Raw genomic sequence first — 13,370 nt, 5'->3', positions numbered from 1 at the left:
GCGGATGGAGCCGCTACCACGGTATAGCAACCCACCCGGGGCCATCCTATGCACGCAACCGCCGCATTGTTCAGACGCTTGCGCCGAAGTTCGGCTGACTCGATTGCGCCGACCCGGCAATTCAATCTCCTGCGCTGGTTTTCGGTCGCCAGCTTCCTGCTGATAGGTGTGATTGCTTTTGGGCTCGGTTCGGTGTCAACGCGTTTTCTCGTCACCGAAAGTCTCGAACGCGATGCCCTGATGTCCGCGCAGTTCATCCAGACCATCGCCAAAGGCGAGATTCGTCATCATGGCCTGGCCGGGATGCCGTTCGGGGATGTCCAGCATTTGTCCCGGGACATGGCGCACGACCGCCAGCGCGTGCGTTCCGAATTCCTCGATTACCTCACGCGCCTGCCGGACTCGCTCTTGATCTCCATCTACTCCCCGCTGCGCAAGGTGGTCTGGTCGACCAACTCGCAGTTGGTCGGCAAACAGATCAGCAACGACGAGCTTGAAGAGGCATTCAGCGCCAAGGACCGGGTGTCCACCAAATACAATCAGGTTGATGAAGAGCGGATCGAGCAGAAATTTTTTCGCGCACCGAAGATGTTCTTCATCGAAAGCTACATCCCCCTCGTGGATGACCACGGGAACATCGTGGCGGTGGTCGAGATTTACCGGGAGCCCCTCGACCTGATTGATAGCCTCAAGCGCGGGCACTGGATCATCTGGCTGTCGACCATGGGCGGGCTGCTTTTTTACTTCGGCGTTTACTGGATTGCCCGGCGCGCATCGCTGGTGCTGGCCTCCCAGGAAGACCAGGTCGTTGCCAACAGGACCTACGGTGGCCTAGTCGAATTGTCCACCGCAGTCGCCCACAGCCTGCGCAACCCCCTGGCCTGCATCCGCTCTAGCGCGGAGCTGGCCAAAGACATGGACGGCCAGCCCGCGAAGAAGAACATCGACGACATCGTCGGTCAGGTGGACCGGATGTCGCAGTGGGTGCACGAACTCCTGCTGTATTTGAGCCCGATCCGTGGCGAAGCGCAGCGAGTGGAACCGATGGCGGTGGTACAGGCCACGCTCAACCGCTTCAACTTGCAACTGACGCAATCGAGAATCCAGGTCGAGTTCGATAATCAGCCCACGCCGAGGATCATCAGCCATCCGCTTTTACTGTCCCAGCTGCTCAACAGCGTCATTGCCAATGCCATCGAGGCGATGCCGGCAGGCGGTCAACTGTCCATCCACGCCAACGTCGACCAAGCCCGGCAATGGCTGCAACTGACCATCCGCGACAGCGGGGACGGAACGTCACGGGAGCAGGAAATGCGGGCGTTCAAATCCTTCTACACCACCCGGCAAGGGAGGCTGGGCATCGGGTTGGTCATGGTCAGGCAGATCATGGAAAACCTGGGGGGCGAAGCCTGCCTGATCCGTCATGAAAAGCAGGGCACGTCGGTGCGATTGAGTTTCAGGGTGAGGGAGTGAGGTGTGTGTCCACCGAGACGGCCTTGCTTTGGCGGGTGTACGCGATCCCCTGTGGGAGCGAGCATGCTCGCGATGGAGGTCCCGACACCACGTTCATCCGGACAGCCCGCGTTATCGTTGACGTCCATCGCGAGCATGCTCGCTCCTACAGGGGTGTTCAGGAGCCACCCAGCAGCGAACTCGCCAACAACGCCTCCAGCCCCATCGGCCGGGCAAAATAGTAACCCTGGGCCTGCCCGGCGCCCATTTCGCGCAGCAGGTCCAGGGTCGCTTCATCCTCGACACCTTCGGCCACCACGCTCAGGTCCAGCGATTCGGCCATTCGCACAATCGCCCGGACAATCGCGCGACTGCGGGCACTGGTGGTCAGTTCGAGAATGAACGACTTGTCGATCTTCAGGCCGCTGAAACGGTATTGATGCACATAGCTCAGGGACGAAAACCCTGCACCGAAGTCATCGAGCACCACCGACATGCCGTTGTCAGCCAATTGCTGCATGGTCTGGCGGGCAATCGCCGGCTCGGCGACCAGCGCGCCTTCGGTCAGCTCCAGGCAAATCCGCGACGGCGAGACCCCGTGCCGTGCCAACAGGGCAAGCACTTCAGTGGCGAAGTCCGGGCGCGTCATGCTGTAGCTGGAGCAATTGACGTGTACCGCTGGCCAATGAGCGTGCTCGGGCTGGGCGAGGATCACGGCAATGCTGGTCAGCATGTACAGGTCCAGTCGACCGATCAGGCGCAAACCCTCGACATCCGGCAGGAACTCGCCCGGCGCAATCACCCGGCCGCCCGGCGGGTGCCAGCGGATCAGCGCTTCAAGGGCCAGCAGCTCACCGGTTTCGACACTGACGATCGGCTGGAAATACGGCAGCAGTTCATCGGTCCGCTTGAGCGCATTGCGCAAGGCCCCTTCCCGCTCGACCTGGTCCGAGACTTCACGGCGCACTTCCTGGTTGAACACCGCGTAGCTGTCGCGCCCGGCGCTCTTGACCCGGTACATCGCCGCATCGGCATCGCGCAGCAAGTCGGCGGGTTCGTGATGGAACTGACTGTCGGCGCTGACGATGCCGATACTGCAGGACGAAAACACTTCATGGCCATTGATGAAAAACGGCAGGTCAAACGCCACCAGGATCCGTTCGGCGATACCGATCACCACGTCCAGCGGCGCCTCCGGCGCCAGCACCGAAAACTCGTCGCCCCCCAGGCGCGCCAGCATGTCGGTGTCGCGCAGGCAACCGCGCAGACGGTGGGCGGCCTGCATCAACAGCAGGTCGCCAAAGTGGTGGCCGAGGCTGTCGTTGACCATCTTGAAACGGTCGAGGTCGATGAACATCACCGCCAGGTGCCCGCCTTCGCTGCCGAACCGCGACCAGGCCAGATTCAGGCGCTGTTGCAGGTAGGTACGATTCGGCAACCCGGTCAGTGCGTCGTGGGAGTTTTCGTGCTGCAACTTGGCATTGGCATGATCGAGCTCGCGGGTGCGATCCTGTACCCGGCCTTCCAGCTTGAGGTTGGCGGCATGGATCGCCTCGGCGGCCGTGCGTCGCGACAACGCGGTGTCGATGTGCCGCGACACGAACGTCAGCAGTTCCTGGTCGCGCAGGGTATAGCGCACCTGCGAGGTATAGCTTTGTACCGCCAGCACGCCACGCACCACATCGCCGTCGAACAAGGGAATGCCCAGCCAGGAGTAGGAGCGGACATACGCTTCGGCCACTTCGATTTCGCCGTGCGCAGACAATCGCTCAGCCTCTTGGGCGTCGATCAGGCAAGGCCGGCGCTGACGGATCACGTACTCGGTCAGGCCCCGGCAGCCGCGTCGTGGCAAAGGACGGGTGGTCTGGCGCTCATCGACATAGTAGGGAAAGGTCACCTCACTGGTCGCGTCGTCGAACAGCGCGATGTAGAAGTTCTGCGCGAACAGCAGATCGCCGACGATGCCATGCAGGGATTGAAACAGCTCGGCCATGTCACCCGGCTGGCTCGACAACTCGGCAATCTGGAACAGCGCGCTCTGCAGGTGTTCGGCGCGCTCGCGTTCCGCCACTTCCTGGCGCAGTGCGTCGTTGAGTGCCGAAAGCTCCAGGGTGCGACGCATCACCGTTGCTTCCAGGTCCTCCCGGTGCAGTATCCGGTCCAGCGCCATGGCCACGTGGCGGGCCACCACCAGAAACAGCGCGCGGTCTTCCGCGCTGTAGGTGCGGGAAACGTCGTAGACCTGCATGGCCAGCATGCCGAACACCTCATCGGAGGCATTTTTCAAAGGTGCGCCCATCCAGAATTCGGGACGATCGCCAATGCAGTAGAAACGCCCCTCGGCCTGGGCCGCAAGAATGCCGGCGGCGTCGATCAGCAACGGCTGGCCACTGGTCAACACCTGGCCGGTCAACGACAGGTGCGTAAGGTCAAGGTATTCGTAGTGCTCGGACTCCACGGCATCCACGTCGATGATGTCGACGTAATAGGGGTATTCGATCTTGCCGCTGTGCGGGTCATACAGCGCGAGATAGAAGTTCTCGGCGTCGATCAGGCTGGCCAGCAGCCGGTGAACCCCCACCAGAAACACCGCACGGTCGCGGGTCGAACTGGCCAGGTAAGTGATTTCATACAGCACACGCTGGGTAATCTGCGCGCGGGCAAGGGTATGGGTCTGCACCTCAATGCCCAGGCGCCGGGCAAACCCGGCGAGCGCCGGTTCCTCGGCTTCGTCGACTGGCGCCAGTAGCCAACCCAGCACGCTTTCGCCCTGACCGGTCGGCCAGCGGTGCAAGCGCCAGCTCAGGCAAAAGGCCTCGAACGCTTCATTGGCAATGGTCGATGGCCACTGCACGCGGGGGTCGCCCTGCCCCACCAGATGCATTTGTTCACCGGCGCGGTAAACGACCCACTGGGTGGTATGGGCCCAGCCACGCGCCGAGTCCAGCAATTGTTCGATCCTGTCCTCGCTGCCAGCGGATCCGGTGCCGGCAGTTTGCGAGGCGACAGCGTCGTGGTTCAAGGGTGGCAGGGAGTCGGACAATGGACGAAAACTCATCAGCGCTCTCCCTGAGCCAAAGACTGGCGGTACTGTTTTTTTTGGTTGCTGGCAAAATGCCGGTGAGCCTCTCATTTAAAGGTTATGACATTTTTTTTCAATCGTTTTATTCGCTTTGTGCCAACTGGGACACAGGACGAAATCCAGCTGGCCGATGACTCAGCAGCACCGCGGAACCACCCTTACGCGATATCAGCGCATGGGAACTGCGCTGTCCCTCGTAAATCGGGAACCAGTCCTGGATGTCGTCCCGACTGACCGATGATTGCCCTACATTTACTGCGGTTCAAAGAAGGACTCGACGCTACAGCGACAATTTTGTCCAATTTGTGACCGCTCAACACCCGGCAACTCAGCTGTTGCAGGGGAGGTTATATCCACGAGATTATTGAAAATCCCTGCAACACTCATCGCAACCGAGGGACCATCAGCACTGTCGACCTTATCGATAGTGCCGTCCGCCTTATAGCTAACTGATATTTTTCCAAGCCCCGGAGACTCGACAATAGCGGGCTTACCGAAACGAGGCTCATAAGATACAAGCGCCGCTTTGCCAGTGCTGCTGTCACTGATAGCTGCAATGCGACCTTTTTGATCATAGCGCAGCATTAATTGACCATAGGGGGATTCAACTCTTGATAAATTACATTGTGCATCATAAGAAAACTGGAAACTTCCACGATCATCAACTACGTGAGAAATAGCGCCGCAGTTTTGGTCATATTCATACTTCCGACTGACCTGACCCATTGTCACTTCAGACACGCGACCACCTGCGCTAAACGTGTAGTGATACTCGTCACTCACAGTCTTGACAAAAATGGGGCGCTGATAAATCGGGTGATAATTAACATCCACAACATCAGCACCTGCAATGACGCGTGAACTGGCAAGTATTCTGCGGGTACCTAATGTATTTATTTTAACCCTGTATTCATAAACAGTTTCATCGGCCTCATTCTTCCCCTTGCATAATGAGTTACGTTTAACGCGATATGAGCCATCCGGGTCAATTTTATCTGGGTAAGCAAGTTTTTGCAGACAGCCCGCAGCGGCAAGCTCATCAATTCGCGATGTATCCCCGTTTATTTTGAATTTCACCAACTCGCCTTTGGCTTTCGAATAACTCGATAATTTACCGGCAGGAGTGTATTCATATTTTATAGTTTTATCCGGCGCACTAACAAGAATCAGCTTATTATTTCTATACGTATAACGCACAGATTTAGCTCCACTTTTTACTGAGGAGACAAGACCATTTTCACCCCGCTCAACCGCCGCACTCAATCCATTTTCAGCTTCGATAAGCACCAGCTTTCCACCTGAGTAATTGAACAGAAGAACATTGCCTTGATTGTCTCGTATTTTGGTTAGATGCCCCTCGGAATCAAAACTGGTTACTTGCCCCGACTCATACAATTCATGGCCAGTCGGCGTCTTTATCAAGTAATTCAAACCTCGGCCGTACTCATACAATCGACCCTCAGGCTCAGGTAGAAATTGAACATTTTTTTCTTTCGCCCATTTCCAGCGAAGCAAATGATCATACATTAATCGAGAACGCAAATTATCGTCCGCGCCTGCTTCGCCCAATACATCTGAACTCCATGCATTTACCGCCTTCACAATTCGATCATCCGCCTCCCCTAACGTGCCATAAAGCACCGCCTGGCCAGCACCGCACTCGACGACGAGCGCATTACCCTCAGGCAACACAAACAACTGGGTCTCCAAATTAGAGCACCACCCCTTTCCGAAATAACCTACATGATCTGATAATGAATTATAGGTTCGCATAACCCTGATGTCCCAGCCGGAACCGGGCCATGTCGTGTCGACAACCAGGACACTTAAATTACCGTTCTTTGGATCTACTACTACCCCCTCAACGCCAGTCTCATTGCCCAAGACACTAAAAGCCGAGAACGTAATCAACAATAAAACAGGAACCCTCAGAAATTTTATAAATCTCATCACGGCACCTCATTCTGCCCTTTCAGCAGTTTTCAATTTATCCAATGAACGAAGTCGATCAACGAACTCATACAAAATAGTGCTATCGCGCACGACTGTTGCTTTGAGCGCCAGTTGCGAGAGTAATAAAGTGGCATCTTCTACTGCCAGCTTTTCTGCCAACAAGGTATACACCCCCACAAAGCGAATGTCGTCAAGGTACTCAAACTGCAGATCTGCATGTGTCAGCAAGTGTTGGGCAACCAAATAATCTTGCACGCGGTCATGACGAAAGATTCGCTGATTGGGATCACTGAGACTTCGGAGGACAATTTTTTCCTCCATCAAAAAATCAACGATACTGGGAGCAAGCGCCATATGGTCAAGTATTCGTGAACCTTTCATCTTCGCGAAGTAAGCAAGGCTGGAAAGCTGCTCAAGCGGAAAAGGTGCTCCAGCCTCTTCCTCATGACGCCGTACCACGTACTCGAAATACTGTTGCTGGATATCAAAAGCATTAGGCAATACGCCATTTCTCAATAGACGCGAGACAATCGATAAATCGTAAGGCGTGGTCGAGGCCTGGCTGTCATATCGCTGATCTGTGTTCTCATTCTTGCGCCGGCTTAAATACACGCCCACCGCCTTTGTGTAGTTCTCGGTGTCCGGCCCCACACGCAAGAGGTATTGTTCTATTCGCTGCTGACTTAATGGTTGTAGATCGAAAGACGTTACAGTACTTGGAGCATTCCATTTGAAGCGCTGTGTCGAAATGACGACGCACGCCTTGGGGAAAGACTGCATGAAACTACTGATTCGCTCCCTTATTTCTGGACTGACCTCGTTGAGACCATCGATATACACGTCCAGCGAACTGTGGAAGATGAGAGATTCCACTAACCCGAAATCACGCAATTGAGATGGCAGTTTCTCTGCAATGGCTTCCAGTACTCCATTGCTGCAGGCTCGCGCTGTTAAAAAAACAGCTTGCTGTTTACGGTGCAAAATCAAGTACCGCAATAAATGCGTTTTACCCGCACCTGAAGGTCCACGAACGATGGTGTGGCCACGCAACGTTGCCGCTAACTGGGCGGGATTACAAATAGTTCCCTGCGCGTCATCCCTTATTTCAATATCTTCGAAATAATTTTCACACAAGTCGAGCCGGGCATCGCCCTTCATTGAACTGGCAAAAGGCTGAATGAGCCGTTTTCGCGCATAAGGAACCGCCAGCAGCAATACTTCCACGTACCACAACGACATCGATTTACGAACCGAGCGATTCCAGAATACGCTTGCCTGCAAGGCTGGAGAGTAGGGATAGAGCATAAGCAGGCCGCACCATAGCGCCATATGCGCGCCTATGATCCAAGGTACTTTGACGATGAAACCAGTTAAATAACCTTCCGCCACGGTAGCGACTGGCGCTGGCATCTTGAGTGGCGTGCTGGTGGTATCTCCTAAATGATAAACATCACCATATTCATTTCTTACTTCGGCACTGAGAAACATCTTGGAACCGAAGGAGACGGGTACTGAAATCTGTGCCTTCCCGGCGATCAGACGAATCGTTTGATCGCGATCGAAATCCGTGGGCGAAACACTTAATGAATAGTGCAAATTTAAATTACTATCCGTTAGCTCCTCTTCTGGCAAATCAAGTCGAACAGAAGCCGTTCGCGTCTCTGGATTAACATCTTCCAGTAGCAATCGCCCCTTTGACGCGACATATTCGGTAAAGCCCGTTTGCGGGGAGTCAAACAAATAACTATTGGCCTCCAACCGCAATACTGTACGAACGATTGGATCTGCAAGAGTGCGTATTTTAAATCGAGACCAACTACCATGATTATAGCGATAAAAACTATTTAATCCTGAGACCCAGAGCGATCCATCCAGAGTATTGCTAACGCTCAGCGGCGCGCCCTGCAAACTAACGATATCCGAAAAACGTGTGCCTTCAAGCACCTGCAACGTCCCGTCTTTACCATATATCAAATAAGCAGAAGGCCCGACCGTTTGAACCCGGACAACTTCACGCACTGACAAGCCGCCCAGGCTCAAGGTATAGACTTTTGCCGAGTCATCTTCAAACAGTGCTAAACCAGCAGTACCTAGTGCCAAGACTACCCCGGTCCCGTCGTAGCTTCCCGAGATAGAATTGACAGACTCCAACTGCTGTGTCCCTCCAGGGACTTGCCACACGTGCCATTCGCCGTTGCTGAAAATACGAATGCCGCCTACTTCCATTTGTACCAATACATCGCCGTTTTTGCGCTGGACCATGTCCAGTGCCGGGCCACCCAAATCATGCTGATTCAATTGCCCGTTCGCTGCCTGCAGCCAATAGACCTGGTTACCACGCCCCGCCAGAAACCAAAGATCGCCGTTCGATGAAAGTAGGTGCTTGCCAATTGACTGCGGGTCTTCATCTTTGGTCTTAGTCCAATCAACCAAAACATGGATACCTGACGTACTCGCTAGTGCAACCTGCATGGGAAGCACTATCCAGTACGAATCCGCATTATTCATGACGGGATAAACATGAGTGACAGCGCTGGCTGACAGAGGCTTCTTCAATGTGATTTTTTTCAGCGCCTCCTCCCCTTCACTCAACCCATATAGCGAGCCCCCTGCGGACAGCCAAAGCTTGTCACCGCTTACACCGACGACCCTCAGTTTTTCCGTGCTCGCCGGTAGATTCTTGCCGAGGTCGGTAACCTTTCCGCCAAGGGCTAAATAGATCGATTGCCCAGGTTGAACAATCCAAACTGCACCACTCGGCGAAGGCCGTAATAACAGCCTGCTAAAGTTGCCCAATGCATTTTCTTCGTCATTTGCGGACTTGCCACCAGCAGACTGAACCTTGGAGTCGAGGTTACCGACGCCTAGCTCCACCTCCTTGAACGCTCCCGAGTCGTACAGGAAAAGACCTTCATCAGTACGTATTAAAGTGGTTTTGGGGGTGTTGACGGAGTCAATGATGTTGCTACCCGCCAACGGGGCAAGCGCATCGAGGTTTTTGAATGAGCCGCTAAAGCACACAGACGGGAGCAAAGCCAGGAAAACCACCCCATAGCGGAGTGCCCTCAATCTGTCCACCCCGAGCCACTTCGGGCTCCAAACCAGGTGCCTCATAGTCTCTCCAATAACGCATCTATACCTTCCCGTTATAGCTCCATGTTGAGGGTTCCAGAGTTTTCGTTGAGATTGCGAATGTACTCAGCCTGAAAAGATTAAACAGTGAACACGAAAAACGTAGAGCCCGCGAATATAAGAAAAGGTTACTCCATTGGAAAAGTCAAATAGTCAGACTTGATAGTAATTGGCTTAGCCTGTGTCGACACCCATGCGCCTAAGCCAAATAACACGAGTGGCCGATGCGCCAATAAATCAACATTAGCTATATACATTATTGCAAAACAAAAACACTCTAACGCAGTGACTCACTGTCCTCACCCACGCCCGCTTGACTTATAGTCTTTTAGATTCTTCCGACTCAAACAGCTGTGGCTAATCGAAGTGGGTCATTGCGACGCAAGTAAACACTAAACGCTATTCAGCTTGATCTAGACTTGCATGACATCACGCGGGAGAAAAACACCATGCCCCTCGCTCTCGGAGATTTATTGGCCTTTGCTTCGGGCGTCTGTTTTTGCGCGGCAGCGTTGGGCCAGGGCGCAGCAGATTCCCTTCAGCCTCCAGCCCTGCTCCCATTGGAATCCGAAGCTACGCCACAGCTGATTGCCTATCCGCCGCTTGCCGAGCCGCTCGCCCGGGGTGTGGTGATTATCCAGTATCGAACCGAGCACGCCAGGATCATGCCGGTATTCGGTAAGGCGGCGGTCGAGGTTTCACCCCGCCTGGGTCACCTGCACGTGACCGTCGACGACTGGAAAGGCACCTGGGCGCACACCAGCGAAGACCCCATTATCCTGGTCGGGCTGACGCCCGGCGCGCATAAGGTGCTGCTTGAAGTGGCCGACCCCACTCACAAAATCCTCACCAGCGCGACCGTGAGCTTTACCGTTCCACAGAAACAACCCACCGGGACGGCTCACCGTGACGAGGCTCACGCGGTAAAACCATAACGGTTGATTTTTCTAGCAGATGTAGGGATCGCACCCTGCGATCTGCCAGCACAAACCGGTTAATCCAGCATTTTGCCGGGTCCCGCCCGGCATTTCGCACACCCATAATTGGCTTACAACAACAAAGGGGCACACCCTGAGGTACGTAAGCCATGTACAAAGACCATATCGTCAAGGCGCGCATGACGGACAGCGCCTTGTTCATGGGGGCGGTCGCTGCGGTCATTTTCATCATCACGCTGGCCTGCGGTGTGGGTGAAAGCCGGCTTTCCAGCCTGATGGGGCCCATCGTCCTTGACTTGAAAGCCCCGCTGGCGCGCGACATCGCGGTTGGCGGGACCTTCACTCTCACGGTCGTGCTGAACCTGTTCATCCTTGGCCGGTTCCCCTTGCGGGCACAGATCATTACGGTCTGGTGCGAATTGCTGGTGCTGTTCCTGCTGTTCTTCGACACCTTCAATCTTTCCTACAGTTTCATCGCGACCAAAGTGGGTTTCATGATTACCCAAGGGGTTTTCACCACGGTCTACGTGTCCGCGATCTCCATTGCCATTGCCTTTGTCCTGGCCTTGCTGGGCGCCACGGCCCGCTTGTCTTCGAACGGTTTCGCGATTGCCATCGCCAGCTTCTACACCTCGTTTTTCCGTGGCGTCCCGCTGCTTATCCAGATCTATCTGATCTACCTGGGCATTCCCCAGCTCGGTTACGTGGTCGGCGCCGTCCCGGCCGGGATCCTGGCGCTCTCGCTGTGCTATGGCGCCTACATGACGGAGATCTTCCGTGCGGGGATCAGCAGCATTTCCCGGGGCCAGTGGGAAGCCTCCCGGGCGATTGGTCTCAATCCTTTCCAGACCATGACCCGGGTGATTCTTCCGCAGTCCATGCGCCTGATCATTCCACCGACCGGCAACCAGTTCATCTCGATGCTCAAGGACAGTTCGCTGGTGTCGGTGATCGGCGTCTGGGAGCTGATGTTCCTGGCCCGAACACAGGGACGCGCCGAGTTCCGCCACCTGGAAATGCTCATCACCGCCGCCGTGCTCTATTGGCTGTTGTCGATCGTGCTGGAAACCGTGCAGTCGCGCCTGGAAAAGCACTTCAATCGCGCCCACCGCTGAGTCAGGAGCCTTAGGATGAATCAGCCGTCAGCTTCAGCAATCATTGCGCCGTACCCCGCCGTCTCGATCCACGAAATGCACAAATGGTATGGCGATTTTCATGTGCTCAAGGGCATCGACCTGCACATTGCCAGCGGCGAAATCGTGGTCGTCTGCGGGCCGTCGGGTTCCGGCAAGTCGACCTTGATTCGTTGCCTGAACCTGCTGGAAGACTTCCAGAAGGGCAAGGTGTTCATCGACGGTGTCGAGTTGACCCGCGATGCCGCCTGCGTGGCGGGCATCCGCCGTCAGGTCGGCATGGTCTTCCAGCAATTCAACCTGTTCCCGCACATGACGGTGCTGGAGAACCTCATGCTCGGTCCGCGCCTGGTGAGCAAGCTCAGTGAATCCCAGGCTCGGGAACTGGCCCGTGAATACCTCGATCGCGTGCGCATCGGCAACCAGGCGGACAAATACCCCGGCCAGCTCTCCGGCGGCCAGCAGCAGCGCGTGGCCATCGCCCGCGCCCTCTGCATGCGGCCACGGATCATGCTGTTCGACGAACCCACCTCGGCGCTTGACCCCGAGATGGTCAAGGAAGTGCTGGACGTGATGGGCGAACTGGCCGAGGACGGCATCACCATGGTCTGCGTGACCCACGAGATGGGGTTCGCCCGGCGGGTCGCCGACCGGATCATCTTCATGGACCAGGGTTGCATCATCGAGCAGGCCAAACCCACCGAGTTTTTCGACAACCCGCAGCACCCTCGCGCCCGGGAGTTTCTGTCACAGATTCTCAGCCACTGAGAAGCATCGTCGTACCTTCCAACGTCATCGAAAAAAACAACAAAATACCTGGAGGCTTACTCATGATCTCGATCACTCGTCTGTTCACCGCAGCCGCTGTCACCACCGCCGTCACGCTCGGCAGCGTCGCCGCCTGGGCGGGTTCCACCCTCGACCGCATCCATGAAACCAAGGTGATCAAGGTGGCCACCGCGGCAAACTGGCCACCGCAATCGTTCCTCGGCCCGGACAACAAGCTGCAAGGTTTTGATATCGATGTCGCCACCGAAATCGCCCGGCGCCTGGGCAGCAAAGTCGACTTCGTGACCCCCGAATACGGGATCATTACCGCCGGACGCTGGTCCAGTCGCTGGGACTTGTCGGTCGGCTCGATGACGCCTACCACCGAGCGCGCCCGGGTCCTCGACTTCCCTGCCATCTACTACTACACGCCCTATGTGTTCGCCGTGCACAAGGATGCCGCCGGGGCCAAGGCCACGGACCTGAACGACAAGATCATCGGCGTCGAAGCCGGCACCACGTCGGAGGACTACATCAATCGCCGGCTCAAGATCGACGCCGCCGATGTGCCGGCGTTCACCTACGACGTCACGCCCGGCGAGGTGAAGACCTATGGCGACAGCATGGGGCCGCTGGATGATTTACGCATGGGCAACGGTGTCCGCCTGAACGCCACCTTGTCGGCGCTGCCAACGGTTGTTGCGGCCGTCAAGAATGGTTATCCCATCGTCCGTGTGGAAGGCAAGCCCGCCTACTACGAACCGCTGGCCATCGCCGTGGACAAAGGCGACGAGGCGTTCAACAGCGCGCTGACCAAGACCGTGACCGAGATGAAAGCCGACGGCACGCTCAAGCAGCTTTCCGAGAAGTGGTACGGCGCCGACCTCACCGCCATTCAATAATCCCGGCGCA

General features: G+C 55.9%; 9 protein-coding genes. 6 read left to right on the top strand and 3 right to left on the bottom strand.

Features of this window, described 5'->3' with window-relative positions; genetic code table 11:
• The first annotated feature begins 48 nt into the window (after positions 1-48).
• Positions 49-1,473 (top strand): sensor histidine kinase, encoded by a 1,425-nt coding sequence (locus F8N66_RS03375; RefSeq protein ID WP_150768817.1) that lies wholly within the window; start codon positions 49-51, stop codon positions 1,471-1,473.
• Positions 1,474-1,630: 157 nt separating this feature from the next.
• Here F8N66_RS03375 and F8N66_RS03365 read toward each other — a convergent pair whose 3' ends face one another.
• Complete coding sequence (locus tag F8N66_RS03365) at positions 1,631-4,510, bottom strand: EAL domain-containing protein (RefSeq protein ID WP_150768815.1); 2,880 nt, start codon at positions 4,508-4,510, stop codon at positions 1,631-1,633.
• Between F8N66_RS03365 and F8N66_RS31445 the strand changes: the two genes are divergently transcribed.
• Positions 4,495-4,668 carry a hypothetical protein gene (locus F8N66_RS31445; RefSeq protein ID WP_191622888.1) on the top strand — a complete coding sequence of 58 codons (174 nt, stop codon included), beginning with the start codon at positions 4,495-4,497 and terminating at the stop codon, positions 4,666-4,668. The genes F8N66_RS03365 and F8N66_RS31445 overlap by 16 nt on opposite strands.
• Before the next feature lie 118 nt (positions 4,669-4,786).
• On the opposite strand, the gene F8N66_RS03360 is transcribed toward F8N66_RS31445, so the two are convergent.
• Together F8N66_RS03360 and F8N66_RS03355 are read right to left on the bottom strand one after the other, a co-directional pair.
• Entirely contained in the window at positions 4,787-6,484 is a 1,698-nt protein-coding gene (locus F8N66_RS03360) for a DUF6531 domain-containing protein (RefSeq protein ID WP_150768814.1), read from the bottom strand.
• A 9-nt stretch (positions 6,485-6,493) separates the two neighbouring features.
• Positions 6,494-9,601, bottom strand: coding sequence for an NACHT domain-containing protein (locus F8N66_RS03355; protein ID WP_150768813.1), 3,108 nt, complete (start codon positions 9,599-9,601; stop codon positions 6,494-6,496).
• A gap of 467 nt (positions 9,602-10,068) precedes the next feature.
• On the opposite strand from F8N66_RS03355, the gene F8N66_RS03350 reads away from it, so the two are divergent.
• From F8N66_RS03350 to F8N66_RS03335, 4 genes are all read left to right on the top strand, one after another.
• Positions 10,069-10,554: a DUF6130 family protein gene (locus F8N66_RS03350; RefSeq protein WP_150768812.1), complete on the top strand. Its 486-nt coding sequence runs from the start codon at positions 10,069-10,071 to the stop codon at positions 10,552-10,554.
• A 152-nt stretch (positions 10,555-10,706) separates the two neighbouring features.
• Positions 10,707-11,672: an amino acid ABC transporter permease gene (locus F8N66_RS03345; RefSeq protein ID WP_150768811.1), complete on the top strand. Its 966-nt coding sequence runs from the start codon at positions 10,707-10,709 to the stop codon at positions 11,670-11,672.
• Positions 11,673-11,687: 15 nt separating this feature from the next.
• A complete protein-coding gene (locus F8N66_RS03340; protein WP_150768810.1) occupies positions 11,688-12,458 on the top strand; it encodes an amino acid ABC transporter ATP-binding protein in 771 nt (256 codons plus the stop codon).
• A gap of 62 nt (positions 12,459-12,520) precedes the next feature.
• The gene (locus F8N66_RS03335; RefSeq protein WP_150768809.1) at positions 12,521-13,360 is read left to right on the top strand and encodes a transporter substrate-binding domain-containing protein; all 840 of its coding nucleotides are present in this window, start codon (positions 12,521-12,523) and stop codon (positions 13,358-13,360) included.
• The last annotated feature ends 10 nt before the right edge of the window (positions 13,361-13,370 follow it).

Source organism: Pseudomonas fluorescens, from assembly GCF_902498195.1.
Classification (GTDB): Bacteria; Pseudomonadota; Gammaproteobacteria; order Pseudomonadales; family Pseudomonadaceae; genus Aquipseudomonas; species Aquipseudomonas fluorescens_BU.
Note: the sequence above shows the minus strand (reverse complement) of the source record. Positions and strands in the feature narration are given on the sequence as shown.